This window comes from Magnetospirillum sp. ME-1 (assembly GCF_002105535.1).
Lineage (GTDB): Bacteria > Pseudomonadota > Alphaproteobacteria > Rhodospirillales > Magnetospirillaceae > Phaeospirillum.
The window spans coordinates 399927-419713 of the sequence record NZ_CP015848.1 but is presented as its reverse complement, the minus strand read 5'-3'; the positions used below and the strand labels follow the sequence as shown (position 1 = coordinate 419713).

General features: G+C 61.1%; 15 protein-coding genes, 1 tRNA gene and 1 pseudogene. 8 read left to right on the top strand and 9 right to left on the bottom strand.

The window, feature by feature from the left end; all coding sequences use genetic code 11:
• Positions 1-87: 87 nt before the first annotated feature.
• Positions 88-1150, bottom strand: a pseudogene (locus WV31_RS01790) (IS3 family transposase); the annotation flags it as partial.
• A 291-nt stretch (positions 1151-1441) separates the two neighbouring features.
• On the opposite strand from WV31_RS01790, the gene WV31_RS01780 reads away from it, so the two are divergent.
• The 6 genes from WV31_RS01780 to WV31_RS01755 all read left to right on the top strand — a co-directional run bounded on the left by WV31_RS01780 (position 1442) and on the right by WV31_RS01755 (position 10949).
• Complete coding sequence (locus tag WV31_RS01780; RefSeq protein ID WP_145980704.1) at positions 1442-3979, top strand: hybrid sensor histidine kinase/response regulator; 2538 nt, start codon at positions 1442-1444, stop codon at positions 3977-3979.
• An 860-nt stretch (positions 3980-4839) separates the two neighbouring features.
• On the top strand, positions 4840-5601 hold the full coding sequence (locus tag WV31_RS01775; RefSeq protein ID WP_206072573.1) for a phosphate/phosphite/phosphonate ABC transporter substrate-binding protein: 762 nt from the start codon (positions 4840-4842) through the stop codon (positions 5599-5601).
• Entirely contained in the window at positions 5598-8255 is a 2658-nt protein-coding gene (locus WV31_RS01770; RefSeq protein ID WP_085372060.1) for an ATP-binding protein, read from the top strand. The genes WV31_RS01775 and WV31_RS01770 overlap by 4 nt, the downstream gene beginning before the upstream one ends.
• A gap of 15 nt (positions 8256-8270) precedes the next feature.
• Positions 8271-9641: a sensor histidine kinase gene (locus WV31_RS01765; protein ID WP_085372059.1), complete on the top strand. Its 1371-nt coding sequence runs from the start codon at positions 8271-8273 to the stop codon at positions 9639-9641.
• Between the two features lie 140 nt (positions 9642-9781).
• On the top strand, positions 9782-10291 hold the full coding sequence (locus tag WV31_RS21930) for a hypothetical protein (RefSeq protein WP_168185829.1): 510 nt from the start codon (positions 9782-9784) through the stop codon (positions 10289-10291).
• A gap of 424 nt (positions 10292-10715) precedes the next feature.
• Positions 10716-10949, top strand: a complete 234-nt coding sequence (locus WV31_RS01755) for a nucleotidyltransferase domain-containing protein (protein ID WP_206072572.1) — start codon at positions 10716-10718, stop codon at positions 10947-10949.
• A 249-nt stretch (positions 10950-11198) separates the two neighbouring features.
• Here the strand turns inward: WV31_RS01755 and WV31_RS01750 are convergent.
• Positions 11199-11290 (bottom strand) — tRNA-Ser (locus WV31_RS01750).
• Positions 11291-11492: 202 nt separating this feature from the next.
• Between WV31_RS01750 and WV31_RS01745 the strand changes: the two genes are divergently transcribed.
• Entirely contained in the window at positions 11493-12332 is an 840-nt protein-coding gene (locus tag WV31_RS01745; RefSeq protein WP_085372058.1) for a hypothetical protein, read from the top strand.
• 77 nt (positions 12333-12409) lie between these two features.
• Here the strand turns inward: WV31_RS01745 and WV31_RS01740 are convergent, their stop codons facing one another.
• The gene (locus tag WV31_RS01740) at positions 12410-13066 is read right to left on the bottom strand and encodes an MBL fold metallo-hydrolase (RefSeq protein WP_085372057.1); all 657 of its coding nucleotides are present in this window, start codon (positions 13064-13066) and stop codon (positions 12410-12412) included.
• A gap of 149 nt (positions 13067-13215) precedes the next feature.
• Between WV31_RS01740 and WV31_RS01735 the strand changes: the two genes are divergently transcribed.
• Positions 13216-14112, top strand: coding sequence for an LOG family protein (locus tag WV31_RS01735; RefSeq protein WP_085372056.1), 897 nt, complete (start codon positions 13216-13218; stop codon positions 14110-14112).
• 335 nt (positions 14113-14447) lie between these two features.
• Here the strand turns inward: WV31_RS01735 and WV31_RS01730 are convergent, their stop codons facing one another.
• The 6 genes from WV31_RS01730 to WV31_RS01705 all read right to left on the bottom strand — a co-directional run bounded on the left by WV31_RS01730 (position 14448) and on the right by WV31_RS01705 (position 19709).
• Positions 14448-14714: a hypothetical protein gene (locus WV31_RS01730; protein WP_085372055.1), complete on the bottom strand. Its 267-nt coding sequence runs from the start codon at positions 14712-14714 to the stop codon at positions 14448-14450.
• 100 nt (positions 14715-14814) lie between these two features.
• Positions 14815-16524: a methyl-accepting chemotaxis protein gene (locus WV31_RS01725; RefSeq protein ID WP_085372054.1), complete on the bottom strand. Its 1710-nt coding sequence runs from the start codon at positions 16522-16524 to the stop codon at positions 14815-14817.
• A 62-nt stretch (positions 16525-16586) separates the two neighbouring features.
• Positions 16587-16892, bottom strand: a complete 306-nt coding sequence (locus WV31_RS01720; protein WP_085372053.1) for an STAS domain-containing protein — start codon at positions 16890-16892, stop codon at positions 16587-16589.
• Between the two features lie 156 nt (positions 16893-17048).
• Positions 17049-17822: an ATP-binding protein gene (locus WV31_RS01715; RefSeq protein WP_085372052.1), complete on the bottom strand. Its 774-nt coding sequence runs from the start codon at positions 17820-17822 to the stop codon at positions 17049-17051.
• 2 nt (positions 17823-17824) lie between these two features.
• Positions 17825-19105 (bottom strand): PP2C family protein-serine/threonine phosphatase, encoded by a 1281-nt coding sequence (locus WV31_RS01710; RefSeq protein WP_237051442.1) that lies wholly within the window; start codon positions 19103-19105, stop codon positions 17825-17827.
• A 172-nt stretch (positions 19106-19277) separates the two neighbouring features.
• Positions 19278-19709 (bottom strand): hypothetical protein, encoded by a 432-nt coding sequence (locus tag WV31_RS01705; RefSeq protein WP_145980702.1) that lies wholly within the window; start codon positions 19707-19709, stop codon positions 19278-19280.
• Between the last annotated feature and the right edge of the window lie 78 nt (positions 19710-19787).

Sequence of the window (19787 nt, the reverse complement as noted above, 5' to 3'; positions counted from 1 at the left end):
TCGATTTTGATGGCGATTCCGGACGGGTTCGTCGTGGGCATGGTGGTGAAAATCTCGCCGTCGAGCTGACCTGCTCGGGAACTTTCCTCCGGCGAAAAGTAGAGCCTTTGGCAAAGTTACGCCGTCTGGCGCGGTGTGGGCAATGGGGCCGGGCTCGGAGCCCCGGAGGGGCGGAGAGGATGGCCCCATTGCCTTGAGTTTGGCGTCGTGCGCCGCCGGGGTCTGGTATCCCAGGGATGAGTGTGGTCTGGCGGTGTTGTAGTCGTCCGCCCAGGCGGCGATGACGGCCCGGGCCTGGGGCAGGCTGGTGAAGACCGTCTCGTTGAGCAACTCGTCGCGCATGCGGCCATTGAAGCTTTCGACGAAGCCGTTCTGCATGGGCTTTCCCGGCGCGATGTAATGCCAGTCGATCCGCTGCTGCTGTTTCCAGGCCAGGACGGCATTGGACGTCAGCTCGGTGCCGTTGTCCGAGACGATCATCTCTGGTCGCCCTCGCCGAGCAATCAGCGCCGACAGTTCACGGGTCACCCTGGCCCCCGAGATCGAGGTGTCGGGAATGGCGGCCAGGCACTCCCGCGTCACGTCGTCGACCACGTTGAGGATGCGGAACCGCCGTCCACAGGCCAATTGGTCATGGACGAAGTCCAGCGACCAGCGGGCGTTGGCGCGGGCCTCGACCAGGATCGGGGCACGGCTGCCAATGGCCTTGCGCCGGGTCTTACGCTTGCGCACCGCCAAGCCCTCCTCGCGATAAAGCCGATAGATACGGCTCAGTCCCGATGGCTCCCCCGTCTCGTGCAGCAGGATGAACAGCCGACGATAGCCGAAACGCCGCCGGAGGTTGACCAAGTCCCGCAGGCGGGCACGCAGCGCCTCGTCCCTGGGGCGGCGCGACCGGTAGCGGATCGTCATACGGTCGGCGGCAATCACGGCACAGGCCCGACGCTCGCTCATTCCATGCTCGGCCTGGAGATGGGCGACAGCCTCCCGCTTGGCGGCGGGCCTCACCATTTTTTCCCAGAAGATCGCGCAGCGCCGCCTCGTTCAGCATGGACTCCGCCAACAGCTTCTTCAGCCGGGCATTTTCGTCCTCAAGTGCCTTCAGGCGCCGGGCCTCCGACACGTCCAGGCCGCCGTACTTAGCCTTCCACTTAATGGGATGGACGTCTCACCCCCCAAGCGGCAACGCTTGCAAAGGGGCGCATCAGATGTTGGAGGAGATCATGACGATCACATGCATGGGTATCGACCTGGCGAAGAGCGTGTTCCAACTGCACGGGGCGGATGCCGAGGGGCGTCAAGTGCTCGGCAGACGCGTCACTGGGGCCAATCGGCGGGACATGACCCAAACCGGTCCTACTATCGACGCTCTCGCTCAGCAGGCCATACTAAGGTATGCTTGCTCGGTGTTCTTGGATAGCGCGTGCGTAGGGGGGGGGAGTTGGCGAACTCCGTTGCGTTAAGCCGACCATCACTGACACTCCTGTTTTCTAGCCTGATCGTCATGGTTCTGCTGATCATCGGCGTTACCCATACGGCTTGGGTCGAGAGGCAACGTAGCGTCGAAAAAGCTCAATCCGCCAACCTGATCGCCGCCCGTCTTCTGGCCGAGCAGATAAGCGCGATCATCCGCGAGAGCGATGCAATCCTGATCCACTTCGCTTCGGAGATCGCCGAGGGAGGTGGCCCTGTAAAGGCAGTCGATAGCATCCGGGGGATTGTTTCAAAATTTCCACAAATTGGCTATGTTCTGGCGTTTGATCGCAATGGCCATGGCATTGCTTCAACCATAGACAAAAAACAACCATCTATTGATGTTGCGGATCGCGATTATTTTACACTCCACAAGGCCGGTGCAGAATTTATAATCGGCGCTCCAGTAGTTGGTCGCCTAACCGGCAAGAGTGTCATTACCATTTCGCGGAAGCTGCATGATGCCGATGGCGGCTTCGCCGGGGTGTTGGTGGTCGGCGTGGAGACCAAAGTAATCGACGAGGTGCTGCGGACGGCATCGCCGGACCCCATCGCGACTGCGGCGATATTTCACCTAGACGGAACTCTGCTGGCGCGCAACCCGCCGATCCAGGTGGGGCAGAAATTTCCCGGTGCTCCGATCCTGACTTTTATTGCCCATGATCCCTATGGATCACAAGAAGTGGCCGGCTCAGTCGATGGTCTCGTTCGGCTGTACAGCTTTGCCGCCGTCCCCAACTATCCCCTGGCGGTGGCTGTCAGTAAGATATCCAGTGAAGTTCTAAATGAATGGCAGGCGTTTGTCGCCAAGCTGAGTCTCGCCACCTTTTTTGTAATCAGCGCACTGTTTGTTCTTCTTTGGCGCATTCAAAAGTACAGGGTTGAACTCGAACACAGCAAGTTGATGGCGGAGGCCGCAAATAGGGCCAAAAGCGACTTCCTGGCAACCATGAGCCATGAAATCCGTACTCCGATGAACGGTATCATCGGCCTGACGCATTTGGCCTTGATGGGCGATCTGGCCCCCAAGCAGCGCGAGTACATTGAGGGCGTCGGGCAATCGGCGCATCATCTACTCGCCATCATCAACGATATCCTGGATCTCTCGAAGATCGAGGCCGAGAGGATAGAACTTGAGAATGTGCCATTCGACCTGCCTCAGGTCGTCGATGACACGGTGGCACAGGTCAAGAATGATGCGACTGCAAAGGAGTTGAGTGTTTGCGTCCAGTTCGGTCCTGCGGTTCCCCGAAAGCTGGTCGGTGACCCGCTGCGGATTGAGCAGGTGCTGCTCAATTATCTGGGCAATGCAATCAAGTTCACGCAGCAGGGTGGGGTCACGGTCAGGGTAGAAGCGGAAGCCGCCGAGCATGATGACGTGCTGTTGCGCATCTCCGTCACCGACACAGGCATCGGCCTGACGCCGGAGCAGCAGGCCGATCTGTTCAAGCCGTTTCAACAGGCGGATATCTCGATAACTCGCAAGTTCGGAGGAACGGGGCTTGGGCTGGCCATCGCCAAGCGACTGGCGGAGCTGATGGACGGTGAGGTGGGGGTTGAAAGTGCTGTTGGCTGCGGAAGTACCTTCTGGTTTACCGCGCTGACTGGGCGATCCGCCGAGAACGGATCGATCTCGCCGACGGAAGTCCCGGATCGGCGGACATCGGTTACCCAACCCGGTTCAGAGGAGAAGGACTATTCCATTTTGCGGGGTACGCACGTGCTTCTCGCTGAAGACGATCCCACCAATCGGACGGTGGCTGTCGGATTGTTGTCGGCCATGGGAATGGAGGTGGATGTCGCCGGTGACGGCAAGGAGGCCGTCGAAAAAGCTGTGGAGAAGGACTACGAAATCGTCCTGATGGACATGAGAATGCCCAGCATGGACGGCGTCACCGCGACCCGCCTGATCCGTGAACGGGAGGCTCTAGCTGACCTGCCCATCATCGCCATGACCGCCAATGTCTTAAATGCACAGAAAGAGGAGTGCCTTGCCGCCGGGATGAATGACTTCATCGGCAAGCCATTCGACCCTAGCGAGTTCTACGCCATCATACACAAGTGGGTGACCGGCTTGGGGGACGCACAAATGCTCGGTACGGCTGGCGAAGCACTGCTCGGCGAGGGCATCCATCTCCCGAGCCATATCGATGGTCTCGACATCCGTGCTGGATTGCGGAGGGTGGCGGGGATGAGGGTGCTGTATATCCAGACATTGAAGACCCTCTTGGACCGGGGGGATGTCATCGGCGACATACGGAGGGCCGTCGCTGAGCGAGATATCGAGCTGGCGACCCGCGAAGCCCATACCATGAAGGGAGCTGCCGGAATGGCCGATGCAGGTGAGGTGCATCGCCTTGCTGCCGAACTTGAGGCGGTGCTGACAGAGGGCGATATTGAGCGGAGCATACAGCTGATAGACAGTTTGGAGGTCGCGTGGGCGTCGGTGCTGAAGGCCGTAAAGTCCGTTGTGGATGGTAGCGGATTTCCTTCGGTTCGGCAGTAACGACCCCATCATGTCCAGCGGCTCAATTTGGCACTCAAGGGCCATAGCAGACCTTCGTCGACTTGCCGTTCGCCTTCTCCAGCAATGGTGATGGTTTCCTGTTCCATGACCGCACCGGCACCGGCGGCAAGGTCGAGACCGAACTGGCCCTGACCAAGTTCCCGCCGCCTTTGGAGTTGTAGAAGCGGTATTGCGCCTGGAAGGGGCTGGCCCCCGAGGCCAAGGCCACGGTGGAGACGCTCGATTACGATGACGGGTCGGGGTGCACCCTGGGCACCGAACTGAACAGCAACTTTGGCTGATTTGAGGTCACGGTCATGTGGGCCTTGACCAAGATTCTGGGAGAGACGCCCGTCAGGTTTTGGTGATCAGCCTCAGCAATCTAAACTTTGGGGAACCGTGGCTGCGCCAACACTGGGCATTTTCAGATAGCAACGGCGTTACTTTTTTCGTAGTTCACGGTAACGCGTTACTTGCTGGCTGGTGCTTAATGAAAGCCAAAGAGCAAGGTGTTGAAGTGTATGAAGCGCGTTCTTGTCCCAGAGCCGATTCTGATAAATATGATAGATATGACGGGTGGGAAACTCAGTCTCTGCTCAGCTTAGGTGGGTTTGATGAGCGTGTGCGTCGTGGAAAATGCGAATATGAAAGCGGATGTTGGTCGAAGTCTCACTGTTTAATTAGCATTTACCTCCGCCATATACGGCATTAATCCTTTTGGGTTAGAATCGCACTAATCCAAAGGGTGGGCGATGGGGGAGGTCTTCGTGCTGGGAAGTTTTTTCCGTTGGAGCTCAGGCGTCCCGGTGGCGATGCTTGTACTATTGTCGTCCGCCAGCGTCCGTGCTGAGCCCCAAACCTTGAGCTTCGGCATCGTTCCCCAGGCAGCGGCGTCTCGCCTGGCGGAGCAATGGGTGCCGCTTCTCAATGAGGTCGGGCAACGTGCCGGTGTCAAATTTACGTTTCGCACCCCCAAGGATATACCTGCTTTTGAAGCCGAGCTTGGCGCGGGCGCGTATGACTTCGCCTATATGAACCCCTACCACTATTCGGTCTTCCACCATCACACCGGCTACGTGGCCTTTGCCAAGGAGAAGGATCGTCGATTGGTCGGTATCGTTGTCGTGCGCCAAGACGCCCCCTATCGAACCATCAACGATCTCGCAGATAAGCCTGTGATCTTCCCGGCTCCGGCTGCTTTTGCAGCCAGCATCCTGGCCCAGGCTGAGTTCTCTAGCCACGGCGTCAGGATCATTCCCAAATATGTGTCGTCCCATGATTCGGTATATCGGGGCGTTTCAGCCGGAAACTTTGCCGCAGGTGGCGGCATCACCCGCACGCTGGACGCCTTGCCGACCGAGCAGCGCATGGAACTTCGCGTTTTGGCGACTACCAAGGACTACACGCCTCATCCCTTTGCAGCCCATCCCCGCGTCCCCTCCGAGGTGGTTAAGCGGGTACTGGACGCCATGAGGTCGCTTCAAGGCGACGATGTAGGCCGTCATGTTCTCGAGGGCGTCACGATGAAGGGCATTGAGGCCGGAGCTGACCAAGACTGGAACGATGTTCGCGCCTTGGACATTCGTCTATTGGAACAATGGCAGAAGCAGAAGGTTGAATGACCTTTCGTTCAAAGACAATTGCGGGTGTTGCCCTGCTTCAAATCGTCATTCTAGGCATCCTCCTGTTCATCACGGTTGGAGCCATGAAGCGATCTGGTCGCGAAGAGGTTGATCGGCGCGCCGATGTGACCCTGCGTCTTATCTCTGCCAGCGCCAGGGACGCCCTGATCTCCAAAGACTTTGCGACACTGGACGCTATCGTAGCTGAAACGCTGACAGCGGGCAGCGTCGCCTATCTCCGCTTTCTGGATGAGGACGGAAATGTTTTGGCAGAATCCAAGGCAAACTCCGCCTCAAACGTTGTGACCGAGCGCCTACAGCAGGTGGTCGTCGCTGGGAACAATTTTGGGACAGTGCGGCTCGGCATCGATAGCCAGGCCCTTGACGATGCAATTTTCGCCGCCGGGCGTCTTTCCTCCTCGATTGCCGCTCTCGGCCTCGCTCTTACGGCCTTGTTTTCATGGTTCCTTGGATCGTATTTGACCCAGCAACTCGAAGCACTGCGATTGGCCGGAGCGCGACTTGCAGCAGGTGAGCTTGATACTCGAGTCCCCATAACCAGCAACGATGAACTAGCCGATACCGCCAAGGCGTTCAACCGTATGGCGGAAAAGCTGCAAGAGGTAGTGGGGACGCTGTCTGAGAACGAGGCCAGCCTGAAAATTTTCTCGGAAGCATCCAGTGACTGGTATTGGGAAACGGATGAGGCTCACCGCATTACGTGGCTTTCCCCTAGCTTTGCCGAGGCAGCACAAATTGATCCCTCTATCGCTATCGGGAAGCTTCGGTGGGAGCTTTCGGCACGCGGAATTGAAGAGGACCAGGCGTCCTGGCAGACGCATCGCGATGACCTGGCAGCACACCGAAAATTCCGCGACTATCGGTATTGGATAGGTAAGGGTAAAACAGCTCAATGGATCAGCATCAGCGGCGGCCCGCGCTATGACGATGGCGGCAACTTCATCGGGTATTGTGGCAGTGGCACCAACATCACAAGCCAAGCCGATGTCGCGATTCAACTCAGGCTGTTCTCACGCATCGTCGATCAGTCTCCGGTTTCCGTGGTGGTCACCGCCCCCAATGGAACGATTAAATACGTCAACCCAAGATTCACCGAGGTAACTGGCTTTACCCCGGCAGAAGCGATTGGAATGAATCCTCGACTGGTGGCTTCGGGCGAAACGCCAATTACAGTCTACGAGGAGTTATGGGCGGCGATCAGGGACAAGCGTCACTGGCAGGGTGAACTTCGCAATAAGCGAAAGTCCGGTGAGCACTACTGGGAACAGGCTATCATCTTTCCCATTCTCGATGACCACGGAGAGATCGCCCATTTTGTCGGGATCAAGGAAGACATTACCGTCCGTAAGGATGTCGAGATCGTGCTCTCTGAGCGGACACGCATGGTGCAGCGTCACTATGAGAGCCTCCGTGCATTGAGCGATATTGCGGCTCTTCCCCGCGTCGAAGCGTCCGAGCAATTGGCCGAGGCACTTGCGCTCGGGGCAAAGCATCTGGGGCTGCCTATCGGGATTATCAGCCGGATCGACGAGAACACGTACACCGTCCTCCACCATAAGACTCCGCCGGAGGCATCTCTGCACGACGGCCAAGTGTTTGAGCTTGGTGACACCTATTGCGCCCTCACCATAAGCGCCAATGATGTCGTGGCTGTATCCCACATGGCAGAGTCAAGGTATGCAGGACACCCTTGTTACAAAGCATTCGGCCTTGAAGCCTACATAGGAGCGCCGGTCACTGTTCGGGGACTTGACTTTGGGACGGTAAATTTCAGTTCACCCGAACAATGTGGACGCGAGTTCGACGATGGCGACATCGAGTTCGTGCGCCTTCTGGCACGATGGGTCGGTGCCGTCTTGGAGCGTGATCTTTCGAATCAAGACATCCTGGCAGCCAAGGATGTGGCGGAAGCGGCGCAACGAAGCCTAGCGATCCAAGCCAGGAAGCTTGCTGAGATCAATCGCGAGTTGGAACAGTTCGCCTACGTTGCCTCCCATGACCTGCGTCAACCACTGCGGATGGTCAGCAGCTATCTTGGGCTGATCCAAAAGCGATTGGATATTGGTTCAGATGACGACCTGAAAGCGTTCTTTGGCTTTGCAGTTGACGGTGCCAAGCGGATGGACCGGATGATTCTCGACTTGCTCGAGTACTCCCGCACTGGACGGCATGAAGCTTCATTCGGGCAGGTGCAGTTGTCCGATGCCATCACCAACGCCCTTACCAACCTCGAGGTCGCGGTTGCCGATGCCGAGGCCACAATCGAGATAATGAATGATATGCCCTCCGTCCTGGGATCACCGACAGAGCTCGAACGCCTGTTCCAGAACCTTATCGGTAACGCCATCAAGTACCGCGTCAAGGATCGCCCCATACGTGTTCAGGTAAACTGTAGGCCCGATGGTCCCGATTGGATTGTAGCCGTCTGCGACAACGGCATCGGCATTGCTCTAGAAGATCGCGAGCGTGCGTTCATGATTTTTCAGCGGCTGGTTGCCCAAGATGCCTATGAAGGGACAGGCATCGGCCTCGCTGTTTGCAAGAAGATCGTCGAGAGCCATGGCGGGCATATATGGATCGAAGATGGTTTGGATGGCGGGACTTCGGTCTGCTTCTCTCTGCCTAAGACCTGATGTTGGAACCCAGATATGACCATTCATGCCGAAAATACAGTCGAGATATTTCCTTGGGATGAAAATTTCGCTACCGGGATCGACATTATCGACACTCAGCATAAGCGGCTGATTGAACTGTTGAACGTCTTGGTTGGTCATCTGGCCTTCCAGCGCAATGCCCCCGCCATCGATCAAGTCATCAGCGATTTGAAGGACTATGCCGCGATCCACTTTGCCACTGAGGAGGCGATCTGGAGCACGCACTTTGCCGGAGATTCCTGGGAAGAGTGGCACCGGAGCGCCCATTCCGACTTCGTTGGCCAAATTATCGAGATGAGCCGTGAAGTTGAGGGAAAACCCTATGATGAGGTGATCGAGCAGGTCGTCAGGTTTCTGACTCACTGGCTCGCCCTTCACATTATCGAGTCCGACAAGCGAATGGCGAAGGTCGTTCTGGCGATGCCGACGGGAGTTTCCCTTGAGCGGGCAAAGGAACTCGCCAACAAGGAAATGTCCGGAGCCACGCGGGTCCTGATCGAGACCGTCATGGGCATGTACGATAACTTAGCCCACAAGACGATCCAGTTGACTCGGGAAATCAATGCCCGGATCAAAAGCGAGGCCGCTCTCAAGGCATCCCAGGCCGAGCTTGTCCGATTGAAGGATGAGGCGGTGGAGGGTGAGCGAAGGACTGTTCACGAGATCAAGAATTTTGCCTATGTCCTGGCCCACCACCTCCAAGAGCCAGTCCGTGAACAGTTGCTCTATACCTCAAAGCTGAAGAAAACTTTCAGCCATGAAATGAAAACTGACGATGACGTGGCGAATACCGTGAATCATATTGTCCATGGTGGCGAAAGACTTAGGAAGTTGCTGGCTGACATGCAAGCCCATATGGCCCTGTCACATTCACCATGGAACCCGAAACGTTGCGCCACGAAAAATGCTGTGGATAAGGCATTGCAGCGGCTTGCCAGAAAAATCCGACAGTCTGGTGCCGTCATTGATCATGGGGAATTGCCGACCGCGAGAGTCGATCTGGAACGACTGTCCGATGTCTTTACCGCTCTGATCGACAACAGCATGACGTTCAGTCACAAGGCGTCAACCCCATCCGTCGGGATCACCTGTGAGGCGAAAACAGATCAATTGGAATTTCGCGTCGAGGATAACGGGGTTGGGATTGCTGAGGACATGAGGGAGCGAGTGTTCGGTGTGTTTGAACGCCTTAATCCGCAGGATGCACCATCCGGCACCGGGATTGGATTGGCGGTCGTTCGCAAGATTATAGAATCAGCTGGAGGTCGGGTCTGGATTGAAGCGGCAAATCCCAGGGGGACCCGGGTATGCTTTACCATTCCCTCCCACTCTTCCGGAAAAGAGAAACCCACCGGAGACGAGTAAACTGTCTGACGATTCAGGCCCCCGCAACCAATAAAAAACGCCGCTAACTCAAAAGGTTGGCGGCGTTTTCGTTTGTGGGCTTCGCTACGTCCCGCCAACGCGGGTAAGCACAGGGTAAGCAGTAGGGCGCAAGCGCACGCATGGGTGACGATGTCGCAGAACTTGCAGCCCTTGTCGTCGGCCCAGAAATAGCAGTAGCTGGACTGGAAGACGTTGAGGCGCTGCGGCCGCGCGGTGACCAGCAGGCTCATCTTGATGCCGGAACTGGTGGTCTTGTCGTAATAGGCCGGCTTGGGCCACAGCTCGACCTCTTCCACCTGCCGGCCGCCGTCCAGCAGCACGAAGCGGCCATCGATGAAATCCACCACATACGGGTCCTGGGCCAGGGGCGTCGGGTCCACCAGGATGGTTCCGCCGTCACGCAGCAGCAGCGATTCCGGCAGCGGTTTGATGGCTCCGTCGCGCGAGCCGAAGATGTAGGGGCTGCGCAGCTGGTGGATCGCCGGATCGACCGCCTTCTCCGCCCGCTCGGTGTAGTGGACGCCGCGCCGCTGGACGTCGATCTTCAGGGCGACCAGCCGGGGAAAGCCGGGGTGGCGTGCCAGAACGTCCTCGAAGACGGGTTCATCGCGGTAGCGAGAGGGCAGTAGGACGGTCATCGGGGGGCTCCACAGGATTAAATATCTATAATCTAATAGATAATAGACTATTCGTGTCAATGCCTCCGTTGGGCCTATTTCCTCGGCCGCTTCACGGAAATGTGCGTGATGGGTTGGAGGTCACGCTTGCTCAAAGCAGGAGATCAAGGAAGGAGCAAGCCCGGACCTACGGGCTAGCCTCCGCTATGTCGCTCGCCTGCGGGATGGTGATCGTGATCAGGTTCCGCTATTCGACGAATTCGGGCGGGAACTGGCCGGAGACCAGACCTTCAAGGTGTTGGAGTCCTGGGGGCTGGAGCCTGACGGCGACAACCTGTCGGCGCAGGCGCGGCGGGATGGAGTCGAACGCTAACCCGGTTGTTGTTCTCCCCTGGTCGAACGCCTATCCTCATGACAGGAACAAGAGGGACTTGGCATGGCCGATCCATCGATGCTGCCCCAGGCTCTGGAAGCCTTCACCGCCGCCGTGGCTCGCCGCGAGGGTGAATGGTTTCGTTCGGCCATCCTGTTCGGCAGCCACGCGCGCGGAGATGGCGGTCGTGACAGCGACGTGGATGTGGCGGTTGTGCTCGACGGCCGGCCGGGGGATGACCTCGACGCCGTCATAGCGAGATCGCCTATGACGTCCTGCTGGACACCGGGGTGCTGATCCAGCCGGTGCCGGTGCGCCAGGACCTGTGGGATCACCCGGAGCGCCATTCCAATCCCCGCCTGCTGGCCAACATCCGGCGCGAAGGGCGGCTGTTGTGAGTTCCTTGCGGGCCATGATGTGCCCCGCTGGCTTCGGCTGGCGAGGCTTTTTTCGCTTCAAGCGTGTGTGGAAAACGTGTGTGGACGGTGGGCGCAAGCCTCATCACAACTCATTGAAAATATTCGCTTTTCAGACGTTTGGAGAAGGTGGCGGAGGGGGCGGGATTCGAACCCGCGCAGGGATTTAGGTCCCTGGACGATTTAGCAAACCGTTGGTTTCAGCCACTCACCCACCCCTCCGCAGAGGCGGTTGCTTACCGCATTGGCCGGAGCGACGTTTCTAACCAAAGCGAATGCGGGCGTCAACGCTTCCTTTCCGCTAATCCGCAATGGAATCGCGATGGCCACCGGGGAAGGGGGCAGCCCCTGGGTTGCGGCAAAGGCGAGGCCGTCGTAAGGTGGCGGGTGTTCGGGGAGCCGGCCGCTCCAATGGGGAGGAGGAATGCGCAGTACTTGGCCGTTCATCGCGGGAGCGATCGTTGCCGGTCTGGTGACGCTTTTCACCCTGCCTATCCTGGTTGCGACCGGTCTCATCATGATGGCCGCGGGATCGTTCGGCCGTAACGAGGCCACCTTGTCCGGCGGTTCGGCCTATTCCATGCGCGACGAGCGCGGGCGCATCACCTCGAAGCTGGTCAACACCACCTACAGCGTCGTCTCGGTTCCCATCACCGGTGAGCCCCGGCCCCGCCGGACCCTGCTGCGCCAGCGCGTCACGCTGGGCGACAACGGCGAGGGCCGGGCCAGCCTGTCCGCCTGGCTGGTGGGGGCGCCGTCGGAATTGCGCAAGCCGCCGCTGTTCCACTTGAGCGTGGTCGCCCATTCCGCCAGCCTGGGCGACGATTTCCTGTTCTGGACCGAGAAGGGCGGGCGGCGCACCGCCTATTCCCTGGCCAACGGCGACTGGCTGTTCGACGCCGATTTGCCGCTGGCCACCTTCTCCTTCGAGGCCGAGACGCGGCGCATGGCCGCCCTGTCCCAGGCGGACGAGGAATATGCCTCCAAGGGCGGCGTGGCGGTGTTCACCTATGCCGCGCCCGGCCGGGTGCTGAAGCGGATGGTGCTGGTGGTCGACGACCCCATCCGGGCCGGCATGCTGCGCGCCACCCTGTCGGCCACCAGGCTGGTGACCTATACCGACGAGGCCTTGGGCGGACGGGTGGTGGAATTGCCCCTGGGCTCGGGCGCGGTGCGCATTCCCGTCACGCCCAACGATATGGACATCCGCCGGGCGGTGGTGCCGCCCGGCATGCGGCTGGTGCCGATTCAGATCTGGGGATAGGCCAAATCCCGATGAGACTGACTCATCGGGATTTGGTTAGGCCCAAGGGGCCGCGCGCCTTATGGCGGCGAAAAGACTCACCCCACCATCCGCCACCAGCGGCGCGCCTCGCGCACGGCCCATTCCGGGCCATGGCCCGAGAACAGCATGACGTCGTCGTCGAGCAGGCCGAGCAGGCGGTTGATGGAGGCCCACAATTGCTGCTCGCTGCCGCCGGGCAGGTCGGTGCGTCCGACGCCGTTGCGGAACAAGGTGTCGCCGGTCAGCACGAAGCCGCCGAAATCCAGGCAGACACCGCCCGGGGTGTGGCCGGGGGTGTGGATGACGCGGACCGGAGCGCCGCCCAGGCTTTCCGTGGGCTCGCCGGCGAAGGTCTCCAGGCTGCCCGGTCCCTTCTGCGGCTGGCCGGTGAAGGTGCGGTTGAGGTCGCTGGAGGTGGAGATGACCTGGGCCTCGTCCACATGGGCGCGGGTGGGAATGCCCAGGGCCGTTTCCAGCTGATGGGCGGCGCCCAGATGGTCGGGATGGCCGTGGGTCAGCCAGATGACCTCGGCCTTGGCCCCGGTGGCGGCCACCGCCTCTAAGATGCGCTCGCCGTCCCCGCCGGGATCAATGATCGCCAGGGTGTTGGTGGGCTTGTGCACCACCAGGTAGCAGTTCTCGTACCAGGGCGGGCTGGTCACCAGGACCGACAGGGAGAAATCGCCGAAATCGCCGAACTGCTGATGGGTCATGACTGCCTGTTCTCGTCCACGGTGAATTCCCTCCCCTATAGCGAAGGCGGACGCGGTTTCCAAGCAATGCTTTCGCCTTTACGCCATGGTAACGGTGCATGGCGGACACTGACCCTTGGTCATAGGATGGGTTGAGGAGTTGCCGTTTCATGCGAAAGCCGCCCCGCAAGCGCGGACCGTTCGTCTCGGCCCGGCGTGAGATTTCCGAATCCGACGTGCCCGGCGCTTCGTCGGCGCAGACCGCGTCGCCCGCCTATCGCCTGGCTTTCGAGGATGTGGATTTCCTGCTGCGCCAGGATCTGCGGCCGGTGCGGCTGCAACTGGAATTGCTGAAGCCGGAACTGCTGCAGCAGCAGCACGGCATCAAGTCGACGGTGGCGGTGTTCGGTTCGGCCCGCATTCCCTCGCCCGAACGCGCCCAGTCCGTGCTGGGGCAGGCCGAGGAGGAGGCGCGCAACCACCCCAAGGACAGGGAGGCCGCCCGGCGTCTGGCGGTGGCGCGGCGCATGGTGGCCAACAGCCGCTATTATGAGGAGGCCCGGCGCTTCGCCCGCATCGTCACCGGCACCTGCGCCGGCGAGCACGTCTGCGATTTCGTGGTCAAGACCGGCGGCGGGCCGGGCATCATGGAGGCGGCCAATCGCGGTGCCGACGATATCGGCGGCAAGTCCATCGGCCTGAACATCGTCCTGCCCATGGAGCAGGAGCCCAATTCCTACATCACCCCCGATCTGTGCTTCCGCTTCCACTACTTCGCCATCCGCAAGATGCACTTCCTGACGCGGTCCAAGGCGCTGGTGGTGTTTCCCGGCGGTTTCGGCACCCTGGACGAACTGTTCGAGGCGGCGACCCTGATTCAGACCGGCAAGATCGAGCCGATCCCCATCCTGCTGTTCGGACGCGAGTACTGGGAGCGGGTGATCAACATCGACGCCATGATCAACGAAGGCATGGTGGCGCCCGAGGACAAGGACATCTTCACCTTCGTCGAGACCGCCGAGGAAGCGTGGAACTGCATCGCCGACTTCTATCGGCTGCCCAAATAGGGTCGGAACCCGATTTACAATCCCATACGTAGGTCTACGATGGGGCGGTTCCGAGATCCCTGGGGAGGGATGGGCCGCCCCTCGATCCGCTGCCTTTGGCGTGCGGGTCGAGGCGGCGATAAATCCGGACAAGACGGACGACAATGAACCGCGCGAAGCATCACTTCGCGCGGCGTAACGCATCGAACGTTAAATCAGAGACGGATTGTCACCCTGAGGCGACACCGAAGGGTCTTCAGGCACAGGCGGCAACCGTCTCAGGCTGAAAGATGCTTCGGCTTACGCCTCAGCATGACAGCGCATCTTGGTATAAGACGTCACGTGCGATTCGAAGATCACTTGTCGTCGAGCAGGCTCTCGCACAGCTCGTTGAGGCGCTTGGGCGGAATTTCCGAAACGCGCAGGCCGCGCAGCGCTTCCAGTTCGGCCGGTCCGACGCCCTTCTTGGCGGCGGCCATGGTGTCCAGGTCCTGGACGTACTGGGACAGGCGGTTGAACCTGGAAATCTGGCGGGTGGCGGACAGGAGGTCCTCCATCCCCACCGTCGAGGGGCCGATGGTGTCGCCAAAGGCCCGCTTCAAACTCTTGCGCCAATCGTCCATAGGTTGATCCCTCCCATCCCATGGTTTGGGATCATACCTTCGGTCTAGGGGCGAGTCTCGCGCAAAGTAGTAATAGGCCGACTCGCCTAGAGACCTCCGCCTATCCCCGGACCGAGCGCAGGAAGTCCTCGGCCTCGGTCTTGAGGTCGCTGACCGCCTCGGACAGGGATTTGGCGCTCCAGATCACCCGAACGGCGCCGGCACAGGATCGGGCCGAGGAGCGCGACAGGGTCGAGACGCTGCCCGAGACCTCGCCCGCCTGGGTGGCGACCTCGTCGATATTGCTGGCGATGTCGCGCGTGGTGGCTTCCTGCTGCTGCACGGCGCCGGCGATGGCGGTGGAGATGTTGTCGATGGTGCGGATGGTCTCCACCACGCCTTCGATGGACGAGGTCATCTCGCGGGTGGAGGTCTGCACCGCCGCCACCTGATTGGAAATCTCCTCGGTGGCCTTGGCGGTCTGGTTGGCGAGGTTCTTGACCTCGTTGGCGACGACGGCAAAACCTTTTCCGGCCTCACCCGCCCGAGCCGCCTCGATGGTGGCGTTCAAGGCCAGCAGGTTGGTCTGCGCCGCGATGTCGTTGATCAGCTGCACCACATTGCCGATGGCCTGGACGGAATCGGACAGGCCGCTCATCTGGCTGGCGGTGGTGTTGACGTTCTCCACCGCCTGCTGGGCGATGCGGCTGGATTCGCCCACCTGTTGGGCGATCTCGTTGATGGACAGCGCCAGCTGGCGCGTGGCCTCGGACACCGTGGCGGCGCGCTCGGTGGTGATGTTGGCGGCTTCCGAGACGTCCAGCGAGCGCGAGCCGCTCTGGCCCGAACGGTTGGCCATGGCGTGGGCGGTTTTCTGAATGCCGGTGGTGGACACCTCGACCTCGGCCACCTTGGCCTTGACCGTGGCCTCGAAATGGTCGGCCATGTCGCGCATGGTCCGGGCCCGTTCCTCGGCGGCCTTGAGGCGCTCCTGTTCCTGGGTGGCGCGCAGGTGTTCGGCCTCCAGCATATGCTCCTTGAACACCTGGACGGTGCGGGCCATGTCGCCCACCTCGTCCTTGCGCTCGATGGCTTCGATCTCCACCGAGGTGTCGCCGTCGGCCAGGCGCCCCATCAGGGTGGTCATGCGGCCGATGGGCTTGGTGATGACGCGGGTCAGAATCCAGCGGACGCCGAACACCGACACCAGGGTGGCGATGATGCCGAAGGCGAACAATCCGATCAGGACATTGTGCAGTTCGGCCTTTTCCGCGGCGGTGGACAGCGACGACGACAACACGGCGATGACTTCGCCATCGCCCATGCCCATGCCGCCGTGGCAGGAATGGCAGACCTCGTCCTTGGCGCCATCGGTGACGCCCAGCACGATGGGCATGGCGTAGCGGTAGGAATCGCCCACCAGCCGGCCGACCGCCTTGCCGGTGGCCAGGGCCTCGCGGTCGATGTCGTCCTGGGCGAGCTTGGGGGCGCGCTCGGGCTCCACGTCCTTCATGTGGGCGGCAACCTTGGGGCCCCAGACGCTCCACACCTTGCCGGCGTAGTGGACGTTGCGCGAATCGAACCACTTGTTGAAGACCTTGATGCCGATGTTGTCGGCATCCTCGGGGCGGGTGGCCATGACGTTGAGGATCAGGGCGTGCAGCGAGGTCATCTCGTTGACGCTGAGCTCGTGGAGCTTGCGCTCCATGGCGCGTTCCTCGAACCGGGCGATGAAGATCACGATCACGGCGGCCATGACGATGACGCCCAGGCCGACCACGATCATGAAACGCTGGCGCAGCCTCAAATTCTGCCAGACACCATCGGACATTGGATAGTTCCCCCTCGCGCCTTCCGCCTGATGAAACGCCGCCTCCCCTTAGGCGGCCGGAATCAGCGCTTGATCTCGAAGGTCTTGTGGGCCTCGGTCAATTCCAGCATGCGGAACACGTTGTCGCGCGGATTGGCCAGGCTGATGGAGGAGCCGCCTTCGGCCAGATCTTCGCGGGCGATGTAAAGCAGGCCGAGCCCGACCGAGTCGATATGGCTGAGGCCCGACATCTCGAACGTCACCTTGCGGTTCTTGATCCCGCTCAACTGGGTCAGCAGGGACTGGAAATCCTCGTTGGCGGCGAAGTTGAGCTGTCCTTCGAGCGACACGTGGACAGCGGATCCATCATCCTTGACACGAAACTGCATGCTGCGGTCCTCCTCGTCTCGACTTGTGGCTATTCCCGCCGCCGGCCTGTCGCTTAAGTCGAGTATTAGGGTGAAAGCCTTACCTCCGGCGCCGGGGCGAATGCAAGAGGTGAGTGTCGGGATCGGGCGAAAAAAGTCGGTTTGTGACGCCTTCTCCTAGCGGCAAAAGGTCATGACCAGGGTCCGGCCGCCGTCTTCGCCGTGCAAGGCGTGGACGGCCTTGCGGATCAGGGCGAGGCCGCGGCCATTCTTGGCGGTCGATTCGGCGGTATGGGCCAGCTTCTCGCTCAGGTCGAAGCCGTTGCCCTGGTCGGAGACCGAGACGCACAGGAAATCGGCGCTTCGTGCCTGGACGTTGATTTCGATGCGGCGTGACGCCAGGGCCGGATCGGCCATGCGGGCGTGCATGATCCTCTGGAACTCGACGAAGCCCTCGGCGGTGGTGCGCAGATGGTTGGGGATGCCGAGATTGCCGTGGATCACTGCGTTGGACAGGGCCTCGGCCAGGGAAATCTCGATGAGGTCCGCGCAATTCCCGATCATCTCGCCGAACCGGTTGCGGATGGCCTGGGCCACCAGTTCCAGTGTCTCCAGGCGATAGACGGTGGCCGTCTGCAGTGACAGGGTCATGCCGCCGCCGCGCGCGATCTCGAAGCAGCGCAGGCCGATCCCCAGAACCCCCTCCACCCCGAGCTCCATGAAGCCGCAATAGGGGGCGGCAAGGCCGGCGCGGACCGATTCCGTCGATCCCTCGCCGCACAGGATCGGCGCGGCGGGCAGGTCGGGGCCGGGGGCGTCGCGCCGCAGGTCGATACCCAGGGCCCGGCACTGGGCGGCCAGATCCTCGGAGGGCGGGGCCGCGACCACCAGACAGGGGCGCCGTTCCGAGGCGTGGCAGCCGGGAGAGGGCGGGGTCATTACCGAGGCCATGCTCAGCCCTCCCCAGCCAGGCGGCGGATGCACACGGCGGTCAGGTCGTCTTCGAACGGCATCCGGACCTGGCGACAGACGTCGTCGAGCAGATGATCCACCCGCAATTCGCCATGGCGGCGCAGCAATCCCTGAATGGACCCGCCCAGGCCGCTCTCGCCGAACAATTGCTCGTCGCCGGTCGGCGAATCGGTGATGGCGTCGGAATACATGAACAAGGCGGCACCGGGCGGAAACGCCTCGCGGTGGTCGCGGTATTCGGGGGCCTTGGACAGGCCCAGCGGGATGCCCTTGGCATCCAGGAAGCGGTAATCCTGGCCCTGCATGATCACCGGGGCGGGGGCGCCGGCCGACGCCCATTCGATTTCGCCGGCCTCGGTGTCGATGGTGCACAGGAACATGGTGGCGAACTGCCCGCGGCCCAGCAGGGACTTCAGCGCGCCGCTGAGGACGCTGAGCGTCTCCGCCGGCTGCCGCCGGGGGTCCCAATGGTCGGAAATCAGGGCGTGCAGGCGAAAGACGTTCATCGCCGCGCCGATGCCGTGGCCGGTGAAGTCGAAGCAGTAGAAGCTCATGCGCGGGCCGCCGCAATCCAGGCAGCCCCAGAGATCGCCGCCGATGCCGGACGACGGCTCGAAAAAGGATTCCACTTCGACGCCAAGGGCGGCCAGCCGCTCGTCCAGGCGCTCGGGCCGGGGCAGCAGGTCGAACTGCATGGCGCGGGCGGCGTTGACCTCCTCGACCAGGTGGCGCTGCTGCTGGGCGATGCGCTCGAGCAGCGCCTGGCGTTCCAGTTGGCCGGCCATGCGTGTGATGGCGTAGCGGATGGCGCGGCCCACCGTCCGTTCGGGGTCGTCGCTCTTGATCAGGTAGTCCTGGGCGCCGGCCTCCAGGGCATAGGAGGCGAAGCGCGGGTCGTCCAGGCCCGTCATGATGACGATGGGGGTCCTGGAGGTGGCTTCCTGCATGCGCGAGACCGTGGCGATGCCGGTGGAATCGGGCAGGCTCAAGTCCAGCAGAACCACGTCGACCGGTTCGTCTCCGCCCACATGGGCGATGGCGGCCGCCAAGGTGGTCACGTGCTTGACCACGAAGGTGGGGGTGCTCGACATCCTGAGCGCGTATTCCACCAGGCGGGCGTCGCCCGGTTCGTCCTCGACCAGCAGGACGTGAAGAACGTCCTTCACCACCCGGGTGGCGCCGGTTCCGGAGGCGGCGCCACCGGTCTCGCCGCTTTCAGGGTCGGTTCGCCAGCCGCTGGTTCGGCTGGGCAGACGGATCAATCGCCCCCCCCGGCTCGCCACGTTCATCGTCCCGCTCTCCGACCCCTTGGTATAACCCATAGCTTAGACTAATGGATGTATGTGTCGAGCATTCTTGCGTGTGGTCAACGCAATGTAAATGGATATGCAAACATCCGTAACATGCCGTATTTCCGTGGCCTGTCGCCAAGGCTCAGTTGTTGCCCGGGTCGCCGGAGTGATATTTGAGGCCGTCGGTGAGGTGCAGGTCGCGTTCGCTGACCAGGCAGGCTGCCTCGCCGGTACCCTTTCCCCCCAGCGGTTCGACGACCGATTGGACCATGCAGCGTTGCGCACAGGTCTCGGCGCAGATGAGATACTGATTCTCCCAGCGCTCCATGGAGGCGTAATCGATATAGCCTTTCATGGCCGTCACTTCGTTGGCGGGGTAGCGGTCACCCAGCGCCTTGGGGTATTCCGCCAGCATGCGGGCGGGGGTGATGTCGGAGCAGCCGCAATTGGCGATCAGTCCCATGAACCGCCCCATGCGGCTGAAATAGGCCGGCTGGTCCGGGGGTGGCACGCAGGCGGAGAGCAGGCTGAGCAGCAGGGCGGCAGCCGCCAGTTTATGGGTCGCTCGGACCATGGCAATCATCCCTGATGTCATGATGATTCAAGTTGGTTATCATGGGGATCGGACGCAAGTCCAGATTGGATGCGCCGC

Bases quoted from the DNA above. Each gene is read 5' to 3' on its own strand.
- WV31_RS01720 (WP_085372053.1), bottom strand. From the start codon at position 16,892: ATGCAGTTTCGTGTCAAGGATGATGGATCCGCTGTCCACGTGTCGCTC.
- WV31_RS01740 (WP_085372057.1), bottom strand. From the start codon at position 13,066: ATGACCCATCAGCAGTTCGGCGATTTCGGCGATTTCTCCCTGTCGGTC.
- WV31_RS01730 (WP_085372055.1), bottom strand. From the start codon at position 14,714: ATGGACGATTGGCGCAAGAGTTTGAAGCGGGCCTTTGGCGACACCATC.
- WV31_RS01770 (WP_085372060.1), top strand. From the start codon at position 5,598: ATGACCTTTCGTTCAAAGACAATTGCGGGTGTTGCCCTGCTTCAAATC.
- WV31_RS01765 (WP_085372059.1), top strand. From the start codon at position 8,271: ATGACCATTCATGCCGAAAATACAGTCGAGATATTTCCTTGGGATGAA.
- WV31_RS01705 (WP_145980702.1), bottom strand. From the start codon at position 19,709: ATGGTCCGAGCGACCCATAAACTGGCGGCTGCCGCCCTGCTGCTCAGC.
- WV31_RS01735 (WP_085372056.1), top strand. From the start codon at position 13,216: ATGCGAAAGCCGCCCCGCAAGCGCGGACCGTTCGTCTCGGCCCGGCGT.
- WV31_RS01755 (WP_206072572.1), top strand. From the start codon at position 10,716: ATGGCCGATCCATCGATGCTGCCCCAGGCTCTGGAAGCCTTCACCGCC.
- WV31_RS21930 (WP_168185829.1), top strand. From the start codon at position 9,782: ATGGGTGACGATGTCGCAGAACTTGCAGCCCTTGTCGTCGGCCCAGAA.
- WV31_RS01745 (WP_085372058.1), top strand. From the start codon at position 11,493: ATGCGCAGTACTTGGCCGTTCATCGCGGGAGCGATCGTTGCCGGTCTG.
- WV31_RS01725 (WP_085372054.1), bottom strand. From the start codon at position 16,524: ATGTCCGATGGTGTCTGGCAGAATTTGAGGCTGCGCCAGCGTTTCATG.
- WV31_RS01715 (WP_085372052.1), bottom strand. From the start codon at position 17,822: ATGGCCTCGGTAATGACCCCGCCCTCTCCCGGCTGCCACGCCTCGGAA.